The organism is Celeribacter persicus (assembly GCF_003050785.1).
Taxonomy (GTDB): domain Bacteria; phylum Pseudomonadota; class Alphaproteobacteria; order Rhodobacterales; family Rhodobacteraceae; genus Celeribacter; species Celeribacter persicus.
This window is the reverse complement of the sequence record NZ_QAOH01000004.1, coordinates 197,173-215,866: the sequence shown is the minus strand read 5'-3', so window position 1 is coordinate 215,866 and position 18,694 is coordinate 197,173. Positions and strand designations below refer to the sequence as shown.

Below are 18,694 nucleotides of genomic sequence, written 5' to 3'. Positions count from 1 at the left end.
GGAAAAAATTTGTTTTCCAATTTCCGAGTATAGGAAGAGACGGGAGCGACTCGCATTTTCATGCCCCATTGGCCTCATGGAATGTCAGCAATTGGACTCATTGATTTGCCCCGGCCTGCTATAGTATTGGGCACCGATGCCTGCTTTTGCGACTGACATTGTCGATTAAATGAGCCTGTTGCAGGTTTCGATATCGGGTCAGGTCATGGTTTCATTTCTGAAACGCGTATGGCAGGAGGACATTGTGAGTGTTTTTCTCCCGATGCCTGATGAGACGGAGAGGCATACACTTGAACGTCAGATACCCGGATATAAAGACCCTTTATGAAACTCTCTGATTTCGATTTCGATCTGCCCGAGGGGTTGATCGCCACCCGTCCGGCCAAGCCGCGCTCCTCGGCGCGTTTGCTGGTGGCGACGCCGACGCGGATCGTGGACAGGCATGTGACCGATCTTCTGGACTGGTTCCGGCCCGGTGATCGGTTGGTGCTCAATGACACCAGGGTGCTGCCCGCACGGCTCACCGGCAAGCGGGGACGGGACACGGCACAGGGGTATCAGGAGGCGAAGATTGAACTCACGCTTCTGGAGCCGCAATCGGTGCCGGGACAGTGGAAGGCGTTGATCAAGCCTTTGAAAAAGATCAGGGAAGGCGAGGAGGTGAAATTCTCCGATGACCTTTCCGCCACTTTGGTCGCAAAAGAAGAGGGTGAGGCGCTGGTCGCGTTCAACCTCACGGGAGAGGACTTCGACCGGGCGCTGAACGCGGCGGGTTCGATGCCGTTGCCGCCCTATATCGAGGCCAAACGCAAGGCCGATCAGCAGGATAAGGCCGATTACCAGACCGTCTGGGCGAAGAACCTCGGCGCTGTGGCCGCCCCTACCGCCTCGCTGCATTTCGACGAGCCGCTTTTGAAAGCGCTCTCCGAGAAAGGCGTCGAGTTCACCTATGTGACCCTGCATGTCGGCGCGGGGACGTTTTTGCCGGTCAAGGTGGACGATGTCTCGCAGCATAAGATGCATTCCGAATGGGGCGAGGTTTCCGAAGGCGCTGCGATCGAGATCAACACCACGAAGCAACGTGGGGGCCGGGTGATCCCGGTGGGCACCACGGCTCTGCGGCTCATTGAGAGCGCTGCCCCTGCGCCCGGTGTGATCGCACCCTTTCTGGGCGAAACCGATATTTTCATCAAGCCGGGCTATGAGTTCCGCATCGCGGATGCGTTGATGACCAATTTCCACCTGCCGAAATCGACGCTGATGATGCTGGTCTCGGCCATGATGGGGCGGGAGCGGATGATGCAGGTTTACGATCATGCCGTGGCGGAGCGCTATCGCTTTTTCTCCTATGGCGATGCGTCGCTTCTGTTGCCGCAGGAGCCGTGAGGTGGGGCGGCTCAACTTGTCACCATACACCTTCTTAAAGCGTTAACCTTAATCTGATTAACCTTAACGCGAAAACGAACACGATCCGGGCAGGGGCGGACATATCGGGTCTTTGCGCCAACCGGTTTCCCCCAATTCCGAATCCCCCTAGGCTTCTTCCCATGCGTTACGTTCTTGCCAATACCTCCTCGCTGTTGCTCGGTATTCTCCTTCTGATGATCGGCAACGGGCTTCAGGGCACGCTGCTCGGTGTGCGGGGCGTGGCTGAAGGTTTTTCGACGCTGGAGATTTCCATCGTCATGTCCGGATATTTCGCGGGCTTCCTCGGCGGGTCTCAGGTGGCGCCGCTGCTGATCCGGCGCGTCGGCCATGTGCGGGTCTTCGCGGCGCTGGCCTCCTTCATCTCCGCAGCTCTGATCCTGTTTCCGGTGGTGGCGAACCCCTGGGTCTGGACCCTGCTGCGTGTGGGCCTTGGGTTCTGTTTTTCCGGCGTCTATGTGACCGCCGAAAGCTGGCTCAACAACGCGACCACCAACGAGATGCGCGGCAAGGTGCTTTCCGCCTACATGCTGGTGCAGACCTTGGGCATCATTCTCGCGCAATGGATTCTGGCACAAGGCGATCCCTCCGGCTTTGTCCTCTTCATTATCCCTTCGGTGCTGGTGTCGATTTCCTTCGCTCCGATCCTTCTGTCGGTCGCACCCACACCCGCTTTCGAAACCACCAAGCCGATGACCCTGCGCCAGCTTTTCAAAGCCTCGCCACTGGGCTGTGTCGGCATGTTCCTGATGGGCGGCGTTTTTGCCTCGCAAATGGCTATGGCGGCGGTCTATGGCGGGCAGGCGGCGTTTTCCCTGACGCAAATTTCGATTTTCGTCGCGGCCATTTACCTCGGCGCACTGGTGTTCCAGCTGCCGATCGGCTGGCTGTCGGATCACTCCGACCGGCGCAAGGTGATCTTTGCAGCCGCAGGGGTGGGCGCGCTGGCCTGTGTGCTGGGGGCCTTGTTTGCAGGCAGTTACATGCTGGCTCTGGTTGCGGGGTTCATTGCCGGGGGGATGTCGAGCCCGCTCTATTCCCTGTTGATCGCCCATACCAACGACTATCTCGCGCCTGAAGACATGGCGGCCTCTTCCGGTGGGCTGATCTTTATCAACGGGGTTGGCGCCGTGGGCGGGCCGCTGATCGCCGGTTGGTTGATGAGCATCACCGGCCCACGGGGGTATTGGCTGTTCCAGATCGTGCTGATGGGCGGCGTGGCGCTTTATGCGCTTTGGCGGATGACGCGGCGGGCCCCTATCTCCGTCGAGGACAGCGCGAGCTATGTGCCGGTGATGCCCTCGACAACCCCGGTCGCTGCCGAGGTGGCTCAGGAAGTGGCGATCGAGCGGGCCGAAGATGCGTCGGATGTCATGGTGTCCTGATGCCCGTGGGCAACATTTGGCAAAGTGACGCCGTGTCGGTGATAATGAACTTGCTTTGAGGTTCGGGTTTTGTAACGGTTTGGTAAAAGCAGGCCGTCGAAAGGAGCGAGGCTGATGGCGCACTCAGGGACCGAAATCAAAGGCACCGAAATCAGGGGCGAAGAGAAAACCCCGGAACAGATTCTGGCCTTCTGGCTCGATGATCTGACACCTGCAGATTGGTATCGGGTGGATGATGCACTCGATCAAAGGATTCGCGATGACTTCCTCGTCACTTGGGAAAAGGCACAGGAGGGGGCTTATTCTCTCTGGCTGACCTACCCGTCGGGTGCGCTGGCCTATATCATTCTGAACGATCAGATGTCGCGCAACATGTTCCGTGGGTCGGGCAAAGCCTTTGCTTCTGATCGGATGGCGTTGGCGGCGGCCAAGGCGGCGTTGGACAAGGGCTGGGATATGAAGATCGACGCCCCGGCGCGGCAATTCTTTTACCTACCGCTGATGCATTCCGAATGCCTGACGGATCAGGAGCGGTGCGTGCGGCTGATGTTCGAGCGGCTCAAGGGTGAAGAGAGCAACCTGCTCCATGCCCGTGTGCATCGCGAGGTGATCCGCCTGTTCGGACGTTTCCCGTATCGCAACGAGGCACTGTCGCGGGCTTCGACGGAAAGCGAACTGGCGTTCATGACACGCGGCGGTTATCCGGCCCTGCTGCGTGAGATGGAGCCTCTGGTCGCTTGACCTCTTGATTTATCAAGGGAAAATTTCAAGTTATGCATTTCTCGCTCAAGCTATGCATTGAGTGGGATGCAGCCTTTCGCCGGATGAGCGCAGCCGGTCGTTGCCCCGACTTCCCAGATAGTTTAGCGTCAAACTAAATTGTAACGCCTGCCGGTTTGATGGATGTGGCGGAACGCTTTAATCTGGTTTCGGGAGGATTCCTCATGTCTGACACATCTTTCGACCTTGTGGTCATCGGCGCAGGCCCCGGCGGTTACGTTGCCGCCATCCGTGCCGCACAGTTGGGCCTCAAGGTCGCCTGTGTGGAGCGCGAAAACCTCGGAGGCATCTGCCTGAACTGGGGCTGCATCCCGACCAAGGCGCTTTTGCGCTCGGCGGAAGTGTTCCATACCATGCATCGCGCCAAGGAATTCGGCCTGTCGGTGGAAAAGCCGGGGTTCGATCTCGACGCCATCGTCAAACGCTCGCGCGGTGTGGCGGCGCAGATGAATGGCGGGATCAAGGCCCTGTTCAAAAAGAACAAGGTGACTTCGATCATGGGCGAAGCGAAGCTTGCTGGCAAAGGCAAGGTCGAGGTGAAAACAGGGAAGGGCACCGAGACGCTCACGGCGAAGAACATCATCGTTGCCACCGGCGCACGGGCGCGCGAACTGCCGGGGCTTGAGGCCGATGGCGATCTGGTCTGGACCTACCGCCATGCTTTGATGCCGGTGCGGATGCCGAAGAAGCTTCTTGTCATCGGATCGGGCGCAATCGGCATCGAATTTGCCTCCTTCTACAACACGCTCGGCGCGGATACGACGGTGGTCGAGGTGATGGACCGCGTCTTGCCGGTTGAAGACAAAGACATTTCCGCCTTCGCCAAGAAACAGTTCGAAAAGCAGGGCATGAAAATCCTGCAAAAGGCGATGGTCAAGCAACTCGACCGCACGCTGGGCAAGGGTGTGGTCGCGCATATCGAAATGGGCGGCAAGACCGAGAAAATGGAATTCGACACGGTGATTTCTGCCGTGGGGATCGTCGGCAATGTCGAAGGGCTTGGGCTCGAAGAGGCGGGCGTGAAAATCGACCGCACCCATGTGATAACGGACGAATATTGCCGCACCGGTGTCGAAGGGCTTTATGCCATCGGCGACATCGCGGGCGCGCCCTGGCTTGCGCATAAGGCCAGCCACGAGGGCGTCATGGTGGCCGAGCTGATTGCCGGGAAACACCCGCATCCGATCAAGCCGAACTCCATCGCCGGCTGCACCTATTGCCATCCGCAAGTGGCCTCCGTGGGGCTGAGCGAGGATAAGGCGAAAGAGGCAGGGTATGAGGTCAAGGTCGGGAAATTTCCCTTTATCGGCAACGGCAAAGCCGTTGCGATGGGCGAGGCCGAGGGCCTTGTGAAAACCGTGTTCGACGCCAAGACCGGAGAGCTTCTGGGGGCGCATATGGTGGGCGCCGAGGTTACCGAGATGATCCAGGGCTATGTCATCGCGCGCCAGCTTGAGACCACGGAAGAGGACCTGATGGAGACCGTCTTCCCGCATCCGACCATGTCGGAAATGATGCACGAGGCGGTGCTCGCCGCCTATGGGCGCGCGCTTCATATCTGAGCGTGCCGAAGACAAAGGGGTAAGCGGACCGCTTTTCCGCACAAGCTGGCGCAATCACCCATCAACATATGTGATGGGTGATATTATATGCGCCCCTCTTGTGCAGAAATGAAGGACATGTAATCTGACCTGCATGACGGATTGGGATTCTCTTCGATATATTCTCGCGGTGGCACGTGAGGGCGGCCTTTCAGGGGCCGCGCGCATCCTTGGTGTGAACCATGCCACCGTATCGCGGCAACTCGCCAAGGCGGAGGATGCCGCGGGCGTGCGCTTCTTCACCCGGCTCGCGTCCGGGCTTCAACCGACGGAGGCGGGGCAGGTCGCCATTGCCCATGCCGAAGAGGTCGAAGCGCGCATGGTGGCGCTCGACATGGCATTGGCTGCGCGGGACGAGACCGAGGAAGGCGAGTTGAAGATTACCATTCCGCCCCTGATGGCGGAGGATCACTTCGCCGAAGATATCAAGGAATTCAAGGCGCTGCATCCGGGGATCGACATTCATCTGCTGGGCGCGACCGAGGTTCTGAACCTGCACCGGCGCGAGGCCGATGTGGCGATCCGGGTGACGCAATCGCCGGAGGAAAGCCTCTGGGGTCGGATGGTCACACCGCAGCGCGCGGGCTGGTTCGCCTCGAAAGCCTTCATCGAGCAATACAGACCGATGATCGAGCGGCAGGACACGGAGACGCCGCTACCTTATATCGCCTTTTCGACTTGGGTGAATTCGGCACCTGCGGGGCTGTTCTCCGATCTGCCACCGGCGCGGGCTGCGCTCAAGACCGATGACATGGTTTCGGCCATGTCACTGGCGCGGCAGGGGATGGGGATGGTGCGCACCTCGCATCTTCTCGGCTCCTGTGACCCACATCTGGAACGCGTGCCGGGGCTGCCTTTGAGCGATCACACCCCGATCTGGGTGCTGACCCACCCGGACCTGCGCCATGTGCCGCGTGTGACCGAGTTCATGCGTTTCATCGCCGGGCGGTTCACCGCGCGTCGCGCGCTCTACATGGGGCCGGACAAGGCCTCCGCCAACACTGCGACCCGTGCGGATGGCGCCAAGCTCGAAGGCACGCTGTCCGAAACCGTGGAGTGAGGCCAGATATCAGGTGGACCACATGAAAAAGCGGCCTCGCAAGGGCCGCTTTTGTCGTTCCGATCGGGGCGTTTCAGACGTTGTGCAACTCGCCACCACCGGAAACCCAGTTGTGCAGACCGCCGAGGTTCTGCACATCCTCATGCCCGAGCGATTTCAAGAGGCGCACACCGCCCGCAGACCGCGCACCCGAGGCGCAATAGAGTACTTTCGTGGTCTTGGTGTCCTTCATCTCGGGCAGGCAGGAGGGGGAATTCGGATCGCATTTCTCCTTGAGCTCCTGTAACGGAATGTGCAGCGCGCCTTTCGCCGTGCCGGACATATGCAGTTCCATGCCGTCACGCACGTCCACGAGCACGGTGGTGCCCTTCGCCATCCCGGCCTTGACCTCTTCGACGGAGATTTTCGAGCCGCCGCCAAACAATCCAAACATTTCAGCTTACCCTTGCAGTCATTTCTTGTTGATTGCGCCTCTTCTAGTCAGAGGTCAATGGGGCGTCTGTGATGAAATCACCGAAAAGGGAAGCAGCCCTGTCCCAAAGTTGCGATCGGTGAAAAACCGGGCAAAGGGAATGCCAGTTCTTGTTATGTTCTCAATTTCCTGTTGGATCGGACGCAAGGCTCCACTAGATATGAGGGCAGAATCCGAGTGGGGTGCCCTATGGCCGAGTTGAAATTCATCGAAGTGCGCGGTGCGCGCGAGCACAATCTCAAGAATGTGGATGTGGACATCCCACGCGACGAGCTTGTGGTGATCACCGGCCTTTCGGGGTCCGGCAAGTCGTCGCTCGCTTTTGATACGATCTATGCGGAGGGGCAGCGGCGCTATGTCGAGAGCCTGTCGGCCTATGCGCGCCAGTTCCTCGACATGATGGGTAAGCCGGATGTGGATCACATTTCGGGCCTGTCTCCCGCGATTTCCATCGAGCAAAAGACAACGTCCAAGAACCCGCGTTCCACCGTCGGTACGGTGACGGAGATTTACGATTACCTGCGCCTTCTGTTCGCCCGCGCCGGGACGCCATATTCGCCTGCAACCGGCCTGCCCATTGAAGCGCAGCAGGTGCAGGACATGGTGGATATCACCATGCGGATGGAGGAGGGCACGCGCGCCTATCTTCTGGCGCCCATCGTGCGGGATCGGAAGGGCGAATATCGCAAGGAATTTCTGGAGCTTCGGAAGCAGGGCTTCCAACGGGTGAAAGTCGATGGGGCGTTTTATGAACTCGATGAGCCGCCCACTCTGGACAAGAAATTCCGCCATAATATCGACGTGGTGGTGGATCGCCTCGTGGTGCGCGAGGGGTTGGAAACACGTCTGGCGGACAGTTTGCGTACAGCGCTCGATCTCGCCGACGGGATCGCCATTCTGGAGACCGCGCCGAAAGAGGGCGACCCGGAGCGCATCACCTTTTCCGAGAATTTCGCCTGTCCCGTCTCGGGTTTCACTATCCCGGAGATCGAACCGCGGCTCTTCTCCTTCAACGCGCCCTTCGGGGCCTGTCCGCATTGCGACGGGCTGGGGGTTGAGCTGTTCTTCGACGAACGTCTCGTGGTGCCCGATGCGGCCTTGAAAATCGCCGATGGGGCGATTGCGCCCTGGCGCAAAGGCAAGACGCCCTATTTTTTGCAAACCATTGAAGCGCTTGCGAAACATTACGGGTTCAAACCCTCGACACCGTGGAAGAACATCGACCCGAAAATCCAGAAAGTCTTTCTCTATGGCTCCGGTGAGGAAGAGATCAAATTCCGCTATGACGATGGCGGGCGGGTCTATGAGATCGAACGCAGCTTCGAGGGGGTGATCCCCAATATGGAGCGGCGCTATCGCGAGACCGACAGCAACTGGGTGCGCGAGGAATTCGAGCGCTATCAGAACAACCGGCCCTGCGGACATTGCCACGGTTATCGTCTTCGGGACGAGGCTTTGGCGGTCAAGATTGCGGGGCTGCATGTCGGGCAGGTGGTCGAAAAGTCGATCAAGGAAGCCTATACGTGGACCCTTGGCGTTATGGACACGCTCTCGCCGCAGAAACAGGAGATTGCCCGCGCCATCGTCAAGGAAATCCGCGAACGGCTTGGGTTCTTGAACAACGTCGGCCTCGAATACCTCACCATGAGCCGCAACGCTGGTACGCTGTCGGGCGGGGAGAGCCAGCGTATTCGCCTCGCGTCGCAGATCGGTTCCGGGCTTCAGGGTGTGCTTTACGTGCTCGACGAACCCTCCATCGGGTTGCACCAGCGCGACAACGACCGGCTCATCGGCACGCTCAAGAACCTGCGCGATCAGGGCAATACGGTGATCGTGGTCGAGCATGACGAGGATATGATCCGCGAGGCCGATTACGTTTTCGACCTCGGTCCCGGCGCGGGCGTTCATGGCGGTGTCGTCGTCGCCAAGGGCACACCGGAGGAGATCGAGAAAGACCCGGCCTCGATCACCGGGCAGTATCTTGTCGGCACGCGTGAGATCGTCGTGCCGCCCGCGCGGCGCGAGGGCAATGGCAAGACGCTCAAGGTGGTGAAGGCGACCGGCAACAACCTCAAGGAGGTGACCGCCGAGTTCCCGCTTGGCAAATTCGTGGCGGTCACCGGCGTGTCGGGCGGCGGGAAATCGACGCTCACCATCGAGACGCTCTACAAGAACGCGGCGATGAAACTGAACGGCGCGCGGGAGACGCCCGCACCTTGTGAGACCATCAAGGGCTTCGAGCATCTCGACAAGGTAATCGACATCGACCAGCGTCCCATCGGCCGCACGCCGCGCTCGAACCCCGCCACCTATACCGGGGCCTTCACCCCGATCCGGGACTGGTTCGCGGGTCTTCCGGAGGCGAAAGCGCGCGGATACAAACCGGGGCGGTTCTCCTTCAACGTCAAGGGCGGGCGCTGCGAAGCCTGTCAGGGCGATGGGGTGATCAAGATCGAAATGCATTTCCTGCCAGACGTTTACGTCGAATGCGAGACCTGTCATGGCAAGCGCTACAACCGCGAAACGCTTGAGATCGAATTCAAGGGAAAGTCGATTGCTGACGTCTTGGATATGACCGTCGAGGACGCGCAGGAGTTCTTCAAGGCCGTGCCTTCGATCCGCGAGAAAATGGACGCGCTGATGCGGGTGGGGCTTGGTTATATCAAGGTCGGGCAACAGGCGACGACGCTGTCGGGTGGCGAGGCGCAGCGGGTGAAGCTTTCGAAGGAACTGTCGAAACGTTCGACGGGGCGGACGCTCTATATCCTTGATGAGCCGACCACGGGGCTGCATTTCGAAGATGTGCGTAAACTTCTCGAAGTGCTGCACGAGCTGGTGGATCAGGGCAACACGGTCGTGGTGATCGAGCATAATCTCGACGTGATCAAGACCGCCGATCATATCATCGACATCGGACCCGAGGGCGGTGATGGCGGCGGGCGGATCGTGGCCACCGGCACGCCCGAAGAGGTGGCGGAGGTCGCGGCCTCGCACACCGGGCGCTATCTCAAACCGCTTCTCGAACGCGCGAAGGCCCGTCATGGGTGAGCAGCCGAAACTTGCCGTTCTGGCCGTCTGCCAGAGAGACGGAAAGTTTCTCATGGTCGAACGCGGAAAGGATCCCGCGCGCGGCACATGGGGCTTTCCCGGCGGGCATGTCGAATTCGGCGAAACGCTGGCCGAGGCCGCCGCGCGGGAGCTTGAGGAAGAAACCGGCGTCATCGCGGAGGCGGGTGCGGTGATTGATCATGTCGAACTGATTTTTCGCGAAGGGGATCGGGTCGCGCATCATTTCCTGCTCGTGGCGGTGTCCTGTCGCTACATCGCGGGGGAACCGGTTGCCGCGGATGATGCCGCGGCGGTCGATTGGATGCGCTATGAGGACCTTTTGACGACTGACCGTCCTTTGTCCCAAAATGTCACCCGAGTCGCGAAGGCTGCGCTCGGCTGAGGGAGACATCGCATGTCCAGACGCCTGAAAATCGGATTGGCTCTCGGTTCTGGTGGGGCACGCGGGTTTTGTCACATCGGCGTGTTGCGGGGGCTTGCGGAAATCGGCATCCGCCCGGATGTCATTGCGGGCTGTTCCATGGGGGCGCTCGTTGGTGCGGCTTATGCGGGGGGGCGGCTCGATGCGCTGGAACTCTGGGCACGGGCGATCACCCGGCGTTCGTTCCTGTCCCTCGTCGATCTGCGCTTTTCGGGAGGCGGTCTGGTCGAGGCGCGCGAAATCATGACGCTGATCGAAAGGCTTGGCCTTCCGAAGCGCATTGAAGAGCTTGAGCACCCCTTTGCCGCTGTTGCGACCGATCTGGAAACCGGGCGCGAGGTCTGGCTGCGCGACGGGCCGCTCGATCTGGCGGTGCGGGCTTCTGCGGCGATGCCGGGCGTCATTTCACCGCTCTATCATCAAGGCAAATGGCTTCTGGACGGGGGGATGGTGAACCCGGTGCCGGTGTCTCTGGCGCGCGCCATGGGAGCGGATGTGGTGATTGCGGTGAACCCGAACGCACGGCTCGACGGAACGCTCTGGCAGGCACCGGAGGTGCGACGCCCAAGCGCCGGGCTGACCGCCTTTCAGGCGCGTTTGCCGGAGGCGTTCAGGGGGCTATGGCCGACACTCCCGACGCCGGACATGCCGCCCGCGCCGGGTTATCTCGATGTGCTGTCCACCTCGATCGACATCATGACCGACCATATCCGCCGTGCGCGCATGGCGGGCGAGCCGCCGCAGGTGCTGCTCTCGGCGGAATTGTCGGAGATGACGGTGCTGGATTTCCACGAGGCGAAAAAGGCGATCACGGATGGGTTTCGTATGGTCCGCGACCATGAGACCCTGCTCAGGCGGGTGTGTTCTGTGGGCTGAAGGCCCTTGCGCTCAGCCCCAGAAGGAGGACCGCGCCAAGCCCCGCAAGCGTCGCGACACCCCATGCGCTGCCCCAGTTCCTGACGACGATGGCGATCAGCGCCCAGGCAGTGCCGAAGGGATAAAGTGGCGCGTCGGGGCGCAGGCGTGTGCCATAGATCGCAACGGCCAGCGCGCCGATGAGGCAGAGATATGCCCAGCCGACAGCATCGAACACAACGCCATATCCCGCACCGACATAACCCAGCGAAGCAAAGGAGGCCGCCGTGAGCCAACCTGCGAAGAGCGCGGTGGGGGCGCGGGCGAGCCACGGGTCGAGTATGGGGGCGCGTTTCATGGCGACCATCGCCAGAGCGAGCATGAGAAAGATCATTACGGTGGCGATCACCGGGTTCATCACCGCGACGCTGAGCCATGGGGTGCCGATCACAAGCGCTGCGATCAGTGGCGGGCGCATCGGGGCCCAGTCGGGCGCATCAGACCGTTTGAACAGTCCGACACCTGCTGAGACGATCAGCCAGATGTAGATCACGCCCCAGATCGAAAAGGCATACCCTACGGGACCCACGGGTGCATCGCCTTGCGGAATCGGGAAGGCGTTCGGATCGTAGCCGCGAAAATCGGGGGCGAGAAGGGGGCCGGCAATGGCAAAGGCCAGGGCTGCGGCGAAGTGAAAAACGGCGATCATGCGATATGTATCCATAACCCTGATATAGAACGATAAACGGCGCCGGAAAGGGCGCCGTTTTCCAAGTATTTTCCGGAGCAAAGGAAACTTAGATGAGCTGTCCCTCGGCGGTCAGTGTCAGCTTGCCGTTCAGGTAGCGCGACAGGACGTCCGGCAGGGTGACGGAACCGTCCGCGTTCTGGCCGTTCTCCAGCACCGCGATGAGGCAGCGCCCGACCGCGAGGCCCGAGCCGTTCAGCGTATGGACGAACTCCGGCTTGCCGCCGTCCTTCGGTTTGAACCGGGCGTTCATGCGGCGGGCCTGGTAATCGCCTGCGGTCGAGACCGAGGAGATTTCGCGATATTTGTCCTGACCCGGCAGCCAGACCTCGATGTCATGGGTGCGCTTCATGCCGAACCCCATATCTCCGTCGCAGAGTTTGACGGTGCGGTAGGGCAGGTTCAGCGCTTCGAGAATGTTCTGGGCCTGCTCGGTCATGCGGGCGTGTTCGGCTTCGCTCTCATTCGGGTGGACGATAGAGACCATTTCGACCTTTTCGAACTGGTGCTGACGCAGCATGCCGGAGGTATCACGGCCCGCGCTTCCTGCCTCGGAACGGAAACACTGGGTATGGGCGGCGTAGCGCATCGGCAGGGCGGCTTCGTCGATTGTCTCACCATTGACGAGGTTCGTCAGCGTCACTTCGGCGGTCGGGATCAGCCACCAGCCATTGGTGGTCTTGTAGCTGTCCTCGCCGAATTTCGGCAGCTGACCTGTGCCATACATCATCTCTTCGCGGACCATCACCGGGGTAATCGCCTCGGTCAGACCGTGCTGGTCGACATGGGTGTCGAGCATGAATTGCGCGAGCGCCCGGTGGATGCGCGCGACCGCGCCCTTGAGCACGACGAAACGCGCCCCGGAGATCTTGGCTCCCGCCTCGAAATCCATACCCGACTTAACGCCTTCGAGCTCATAATGCTCCTTCGGCGTAAAATCGAAACTGGCGGGCGTGCCCCAACGGTGGATTTCCACGTTGTCGTTCTCGTCCGCGCCGACCGGCACGTCATCGTAAAGCACGTTCGGCAGTGCCATCAGCATATCGTTGAGGCGCGCATCTTCTTCCTTCGCCTCGTCGTTCAGACGGGCGATTTCGGCCTTTTTCTCTGAGACCAGTGCACGCACCCGCTCGAACTCGGCCTCGTCGCCACGGGCCTTGGCGGCACCGACCTCTTTCGAAGCTTTGTTCTGTTCGGCTTTGGCCTCTTCGGCGGCGGCAATTTTCGCGCGGCGGTCGGCATCGAGAGCCAGCAATCCGGCAGACACCCCGGACAACCCTCTGCGCGCCATGGCGACGTCGAACGCTTCGGGGTTTTCGCGAATGGCCTTGATGTCATGCATCGGTTGGGTCCTCGGGGTTTGGGTTGAACTCGGCGCGGTTATGCAACAGGGGAAGGAAGGAGGGAAGGGGGATTTGGGTTAATCCACCTTGGCCTCTTGCTCTTGCGGCGCTTTGGGCACATCTAACGGGAAACAGATGATGAGGGACATATGCCAGCCAAAGCCATTCACTCCTGTATCCGCGTGCTCGACGAGGCGCGCTCGGTCGCGTTCTATGAGGCGGCTTTCGGGCTCACAGTGGCAGAAAAGCTCGATTTCCCCGATTTCGCTTTGATTTATATGTCGAACCCGCTCTCCGAGTTCGAGCTGGAACTGACGATCAACAAGGGCACCACGGAGCCTTACGATCTCGGCAATGGTTACGGGCATTTTGCGGTGTCGGTCGAGGACCTTGACGCCGAACATGCCCGTATGGAGGCGGAAGGTCTTTCCCCCGGTAAGATCGTCGATTTCGCCCCGGCAGGCACACGCGTGGCGAAGTTCTTTTTCATCACCGACCCGGACGGCTACAAGATCGAAGTGATCCAGCGCGGCGGGCGGTTCAAATAACCCTCTAACGAGCGCGTGACCCATCGAAACAACGGGGCGGGGCCCGCTGGACAAGGCCAAATCCCGTCTATAGGGTGCGCGGCGACTTTCATGGGGTGGCGATGCCCATCCCGACCCAGAGACAAACAAGAGACACAAAGGATCAACAGATGTTCGTGACCCCCGCCTATGCGCAGGCCGCAGGTGCCGCCCCCAACCCGGTGATGTCTTTCCTGCCGCTGATCCTGATCTTCGCGATCATGTATTTCCTGATGATCCGCCCGCAGCAGAAGAAGATGAAAGAGCACAAGGCGATGATCGAAGCCGTGCGCCGTGGCGATGAGGTCGTGACCGCCGGCGGTATCATGGGCAAGGTCACCAAGGTACGCGAAGACGGTTTCGTCGAGGTCGAGATCGCCGAGGGCGTGAAGGTGAAGGTGCAGAAAGCCACGCTGAGCGCTGTGGTCTCGAAAACCGAACCTGCCGCGGACGCCTGATCCCCGAGCGCAAACTTCCAAGGCCCGCCGCCCGTGCGGGCCTTTCCCATTAGACGTCTCAGGACATTCCCATGTTGCAAATGCCTCTCTGGAAACGGATCGTCATCTGGGGGCTCGTGGCCCTCGGTCTTCTCGCTGCTCTGCCCAACGCGTTTTATCCACGGGTCGAGGCGCATAACGATGCCATCGTGGCGATCGAGAAGTCCGGCGAAACCCCGGAGCGGGCCGCCGCACGCGATGCCTGGCCGTCATATCTTCCGTCCTCACTGGTGAATCTCGGTCTCGACTTGCGGGGCGGGGCGCATTTGCTGGGGGAGGTCGAGGTCGAAGAGGTCTATGCCGCCCGCATGGATGCGCTTTGGCCGGAGGTGCGCGACGCGCTGCGCGACGAGCGCGACACGGTGGGCACGATCCGCCGTCTGGATGCGCCCGCAGGCCAGCTCCGCGTGCGGATTTCCGAAGCTTCGGGCATGGAAACCGCGCTCGCAGCCGTGCGCAAGCTCGGCACGCCGGTGGTCTCGCTGACCGCTGCGGGGGAAAGGGACATCACGGTCTCCGCCGTCAACGATGTCATCACGGTCGAGCTTTCGGAGGCGGAGAAAGCCGCAACGGATGATCGCACCATGCAGCAGTCGCTTGAGATTATCCGCCGCCGGGTCGACGAAGTCGGCACCCGCGAACCGACGATCCAGCGTCAGGGCGAGGATCGTATCCTCATTCAGGTGCCGGGCATCGGCTCTGCCGCCGAGTTGAAATCACTGATCGGCACCACGGCCAAGCTGACCTTCCACCCTGTTGTAGGGCGCACCACCAACCCGGACGAGGCCCCCGGCGCACGCAACTTCATCGCGCCCTCGGTCAATGAACCGGGTGTCTATTACATTCTCGAACAGACCGCTGTTGTCTCCGGCGATGAACTGACCGACAGCCAGCCCGCTTTTGACCAGAACGGGCGGCCTTCCGTAACCTTCCGCTTCAATCCGACGGGCGCGCGCAAATTCGGCGACTATACTGCCGCCAACGTGGGCGCTTTGTTTGCCATCGTGCTCGACAACGAGGTGATCTCCGCGCCGCGCATCCAGGATGCGATCCGGGGCGGCTCGGGTCAGATCACCGGCTCTTTCACCGTCGAGGAATCGACTGAACTGGCCGTGTTGCTGCGTGCCGGTGCGCTTCCGGCGAAGATCAACTTCCTCGAAGAACGCACCATCGGGCCGGAGCTTGGCGCCGACAGTATCGAGGCCGGTAAAGTGGCGACCATGGTTGCCTTTGCCGCCGTGTTGATCTTCATGGCGTTGGCCTACGGGCTGTTCGGCCTCTTCGCCAATATCGCGCTGATCATCAACGTCGGCTTGCTGTTCGGGCTTTTGTCCTCCATCGGGGCGACGCTGACCCTGCCGGGGATCGCCGGGATCGTGCTGACGGTCGGGATGGCCGTGGACGCCAACGTGCTGATTTTCGAGCGTATCCGTGAGGAACTGAAGAATTCGAAATCCACGGGCCGCGCGATTGAGCTTGGCTATGAAAAGGCGCTTTCCGCCATTGTCGACGCCAACATCACCACCTTCATCACCGCAGCAATCCTCTTTGTCATGGGCTCCGGCCCGGTGAAGGGGTTTGCCGTGACGCTGGCGCTGGGGCTGATCACCTCGCTCTTCACCGCGATTTACGTGACACGGGCCATGGTGGTTGCTTGGTACGGGCGCAAGAATCGCAAGGGCTGGACGCTTAAGGGCGTGCATCTCGTGCCCGTGAACACCGCGATTGATTTCTTCAAACGCGCCAAAATCACCTTCGGATTTTCCGCCGTGATGGTCGTGGTGGCGATGGTGTCCTTCATTTCATTGGGCCTCAATTTCGGCATCGACTTCAAGGGTGGGACCACCATTCGGACCCAGTCCGAATCCGCCGTGGATGTGGGCGAGTACCGCGCTGCCCTTTCGACGCTGGGTCTTGGCGATGTGTCGATCACGGAGGTGTACGATCCGAATTTCGCCGAAAACCAACACGTCTCGCAAATCCGCATTCAGGCTCAGGACGAGGTGGAGGCGATCACGCCGGAAACTGTGCAGCAGGTCGAGGATGCGCTCAAAACCGTCGACCCGTCGATCACCTTCCCCTCCGTGGAATCCGTCGGGCCGAAGGTCTCGGGCGAGCTGATCTGGACTGCGGTCGAGGCCGTGGCCGCCGCCATCGTCGCCGTGCTGTTCTACATCTGGCTACGGTTCGAGTGGCAATTCGCTTTGGGTGCGGTCGTGGCGCTTGTGCATGATGTGGCAATCACCATCGGGGTCTTCGCGCTCTTCGGCATCCAGTTCGACCTGACTATAATTGCCGCACTTCTGACCATCGTGGGCTACTCGCTCAACGATACCGTGGTCGTGTTCGATCGGGTGCGGGAGAACCTGCGCAAGTACAAGAAGCTGGACCTTGGCGGCGTATTGAACATGTCGATCAACGAGACCCTGTCGCGGACCGTGATGACCTCCGGCACCACCTTGATTGCGCTGATCGCGCTTCTGGTGCTAGGCGGCGACGTGATCCGGGGCTTCGTTTTCGCGATGACGCTGGGTGTTGTGGTCGGGACATGGTCGTCGGTTTTCGTAGCCTCCAATATCCTGTTGTGGCTCGGCGTCAAACGCGACTGGGACAAGAAAGAGCCCGCCAAGGGCATTCAGGCCGACGGCAGCGCAGTTTGACGCGCGCTCGGGTTTGAGTATTTTAAGCACAAAGGAGAGGCTCGCGCGCGTCGCGGGCCTTTTCGTAACAGGAGGGCGCCATGCAGTTCAATGAAATGCCGTTCGAGGATGCCGTGCCGGTCGATGGCTACGGGCCGAACATGTTCCGCGTGGGCGGCAAGGTCTATGAGGGCGCGGTGCTGATCTGTGGCGAGCAGGTGATCCCATGGGGCGGTTATGCCGACACCGAGGCGCTTCTGGAGATCCGCGAGCGGGTGGATTTCGTCATTATCGGCACTGGCGCGGAGATGACGCATCTGCCGAAAGAGTTCCGTGTGCCGATGGATGAAGCGGGACTGGGGCTTGAGCATATGGCGACACCGACGGCCGCGCGCACCTATAATGTACTGGCCTCGGAGGGGCGTCGTGTCGCGGTCGCTCTGCTGCCGGTTTGATCCGTGTCAGGTCGGAATTTTAGAATCGCTGTAAACAGACGCCCATGAGTTTGATTTCCGTGAAAGATCTTACCGTCTCCCGAGGCGGTATGCCGGTCCTCGAAGGGCTGAGTTTCACCGTTTCGCCGGGGGAAATCCTTGTGCTGCGCGGGCCGAACGGCGTGGGCAAGACCACGCTTCTGCGCACGCTCGCGCGCTTGCAGCCGCCCTATGCCGGGACGGTGGAGGCCGCGCCAGATGCGGTGGCCTATGCCGCCCATGCCGATGGGTTGAAGGCGACGCTGACGGTCACGGAAAACCTCGCCTTCTGGGCCGGGGTGTATGGCGGGCATGACATTGCGCCGGCGTTGCGGGATTTCAATTTGGAGGCCCTGCGCGACCGGCCCGCAGGCAATCTCTCCGCCGGGCAGAAACGCCGTCTCGGGCTTGCGCGGCTCATGGTCACCGGGCGGCCGGTCTGGGTGCTGGATGAACCGACCGTGTCGCTCGATGTGGCCTCCGTTGAACTTTTCGCCAAGGCCGTGAAAGCCCATGTGGACGGGGGCGGGGCGGCGGTGATCGCCACCCATATCCATTTGGGTTTCGAGGAAACCGTGTTCGATGTGACGCCCTACAAGGCGCGTCATGACGTCATCCGCAACGATTTTGACGAGAGTTTCCTATGATCCGGCTGTTCTGGCGTGACATCACCCTTGCCTTTCGCTCAGGCGGCGGTTTCGGACTTGGCCTCGGGTTCTTCCTGATCCTCGTCACCCTCGTGCCCTTCGGCGTCGGGCCGAATGGCGAGATGCTTTCGGCCATCGCGCCGGGCATCCTCTGGGTCGGGGCATTGCTCGCCTGTTTGCTGTCGCTCGACCGGATTTTCGCGCTCGACTTTGAAGACGGATCGCTCGACCTGCTGGCCACAGCCCCGATCCCGCTCGAAGGCGTCGTGGCGATGAAGGCCTTTGCCCATTGGATTACCACCGGCCTGCCTCTGGTGATCGCCGCGCCCGCGCTCGGGCTTTTGCTGCATCTCGACAGTGCTGCCTATCGCTGGCTGATCGTGACGCTTTTGATCGGCACGCCCGCGTTGTCCTTCATCGGGGCGTTCGGGGCGGCACTGACCGTGGGGCTGAAACGTGGGGGATTACTTCTGAGCCTTCTGGTCCTGCCGCTCTACATTCCGACGCTGATTTTCGGCGCCGAAGTGGTGCGTCGCGGGGCTGGGGGCTTTCTGGTCGGTACGCCTCTGGCGATGCAGGCGGGGATCACGGCGGGGGCGGTCGCCTTGCTGCCCTTTGCCGCAGCGGCGGCCATTCGTGTCGCTTTAAGGTGAGTTGAGATGTGCCGCGCTTGCGCTTAGGCTGGCGCGGATCATTGGGGAGAGAGATAGCAT

The 18,694-nt window shown here is 60.9% G+C and carries 17 protein-coding genes; 14 read left to right on the top strand and 3 right to left on the bottom strand.

The annotated features are described in order from the left end of the window. Window positions 1-324 precede the first annotated feature (324 nt). From queA to C8N42_RS07350, 5 genes are all read left to right on the top strand, one after another. Window positions 325-1,386, top strand: coding sequence for a tRNA preQ1(34) S-adenosylmethionine ribosyltransferase-isomerase QueA (gene queA, locus C8N42_RS07370; RefSeq protein WP_107815920.1), 1,062 nt, complete (start codon window positions 325-327; stop codon window positions 1,384-1,386). A 161-nt stretch (window positions 1,387-1,547) separates the two neighbouring features. Continuing rightward, complete coding sequence (locus tag C8N42_RS07365) at window positions 1,548-2,810, top strand: MFS transporter (RefSeq protein WP_107815919.1); 1,263 nt, start codon at window positions 1,548-1,550, stop codon at window positions 2,808-2,810. A gap of 114 nt (window positions 2,811-2,924) precedes the next feature. Next, complete coding sequence (locus C8N42_RS07360; RefSeq protein WP_107815918.1) at window positions 2,925-3,551, top strand: DUF924 family protein; 627 nt, start codon at window positions 2,925-2,927, stop codon at window positions 3,549-3,551. Window positions 3,552-3,754: 203 nt separating this feature from the next. After that, on the top strand, window positions 3,755-5,152 hold the full coding sequence (lpdA, locus tag C8N42_RS07355; protein WP_107815916.1) for a dihydrolipoyl dehydrogenase: 1,398 nt from the start codon (window positions 3,755-3,757) through the stop codon (window positions 5,150-5,152). A 133-nt stretch (window positions 5,153-5,285) separates the two neighbouring features. Next, window positions 5,286-6,251: a LysR family transcriptional regulator gene (locus tag C8N42_RS07350; protein ID WP_107815914.1), complete on the top strand. Its 966-nt coding sequence runs from the start codon at window positions 5,286-5,288 to the stop codon at window positions 6,249-6,251. Window positions 6,252-6,324: 73 nt separating this feature from the next. On the opposite strand, the gene C8N42_RS07345 is transcribed toward C8N42_RS07350, so the two are convergent. Further along, the gene (locus tag C8N42_RS07345; RefSeq protein WP_107815912.1) at window positions 6,325-6,684 is read right to left on the bottom strand and encodes a rhodanese-like domain-containing protein; all 360 of its coding nucleotides are present in this window, start codon (window positions 6,682-6,684) and stop codon (window positions 6,325-6,327) included. A gap of 228 nt (window positions 6,685-6,912) precedes the next feature. On the opposite strand from C8N42_RS07345, the gene uvrA reads away from it, so the two are divergent. The 3 genes from uvrA to C8N42_RS07330 are packed head-to-tail and all read left to right on the top strand — an operon-like array spanning window position 6,913 to window position 11,089. After that, complete coding sequence (gene uvrA / locus C8N42_RS07340; protein ID WP_107815910.1) at window positions 6,913-9,771, top strand: excinuclease ABC subunit UvrA; 2,859 nt, start codon at window positions 6,913-6,915, stop codon at window positions 9,769-9,771. Beyond that, the gene (locus C8N42_RS07335; protein WP_107815908.1) at window positions 9,764-10,174 is read left to right on the top strand and encodes an NUDIX hydrolase; all 411 of its coding nucleotides are present in this window, start codon (window positions 9,764-9,766) and stop codon (window positions 10,172-10,174) included. Before uvrA ends, C8N42_RS07335 begins: the two co-directional genes overlap by 8 nt. 12 nt (window positions 10,175-10,186) lie before the next feature. Then, window positions 10,187-11,089: a patatin-like phospholipase family protein gene (locus tag C8N42_RS07330; RefSeq protein ID WP_107815906.1), complete on the top strand. Its 903-nt coding sequence runs from the start codon at window positions 10,187-10,189 to the stop codon at window positions 11,087-11,089. Here C8N42_RS07330 and C8N42_RS07325 read toward each other — a convergent pair. Together C8N42_RS07325 and serS are read right to left on the bottom strand one after the other, a co-directional pair. Then, the gene (locus C8N42_RS07325; RefSeq protein WP_245889988.1) at window positions 11,064-11,777 is read right to left on the bottom strand and encodes a hypothetical protein; all 714 of its coding nucleotides are present in this window, start codon (window positions 11,775-11,777) and stop codon (window positions 11,064-11,066) included. The two genes, C8N42_RS07330 and C8N42_RS07325, sit on opposite strands and share 26 nt — an antisense overlap. Window positions 11,778-11,865: 88 nt before the next feature. Next, window positions 11,866-13,158, bottom strand: coding sequence for a serine--tRNA ligase (gene serS / locus C8N42_RS07320; protein ID WP_107815902.1), 1,293 nt, complete (start codon window positions 13,156-13,158; stop codon window positions 11,866-11,868). Window positions 13,159-13,308: 150 nt separating this feature from the next. Here serS and C8N42_RS07315 point away from each other — a divergent pair, with 150 nt between their 5' ends. The 6 genes from C8N42_RS07315 to ccmB all read left to right on the top strand — a co-directional run bounded on the left by C8N42_RS07315 (window position 13,309) and on the right by ccmB (window position 18,634). Continuing rightward, entirely contained in the window at window positions 13,309-13,707 is a 399-nt protein-coding gene (locus C8N42_RS07315; protein WP_107815896.1) for a VOC family protein, read from the top strand. A 149-nt stretch (window positions 13,708-13,856) separates the two neighbouring features. Then, the gene (gene yajC / locus C8N42_RS07310; RefSeq protein WP_107815894.1) at window positions 13,857-14,183 is read left to right on the top strand and encodes a preprotein translocase subunit YajC; all 327 of its coding nucleotides are present in this window, start codon (window positions 13,857-13,859) and stop codon (window positions 14,181-14,183) included. A 71-nt stretch (window positions 14,184-14,254) separates the two neighbouring features. Beyond that, window positions 14,255-16,882: a protein translocase subunit SecD gene (gene secD / locus C8N42_RS07305; RefSeq protein ID WP_107815892.1), complete on the top strand. Its 2,628-nt coding sequence runs from the start codon at window positions 14,255-14,257 to the stop codon at window positions 16,880-16,882. A gap of 80 nt (window positions 16,883-16,962) precedes the next feature. Then, on the top strand, window positions 16,963-17,316 hold the full coding sequence (locus C8N42_RS07300) for an Mth938-like domain-containing protein (protein ID WP_107815890.1): 354 nt from the start codon (window positions 16,963-16,965) through the stop codon (window positions 17,314-17,316). Window positions 17,317-17,360: 44 nt separating this feature from the next. Continuing rightward, window positions 17,361-17,981 carry a heme ABC exporter ATP-binding protein CcmA gene (gene ccmA / locus C8N42_RS07295; RefSeq protein ID WP_107815888.1) on the top strand — a complete coding sequence of 207 codons (621 nt, stop codon included), beginning with the start codon at window positions 17,361-17,363 and terminating at the stop codon, window positions 17,979-17,981. Next, a complete protein-coding gene (gene ccmB, locus C8N42_RS07290; protein WP_107815887.1) occupies window positions 17,978-18,634 on the top strand; it encodes a heme exporter protein CcmB in 657 nt (218 codons plus the stop codon). The genes ccmA and ccmB overlap by 4 nt, the downstream gene beginning before the upstream one ends. Window positions 18,635-18,694 lie beyond the last annotated feature (60 nt).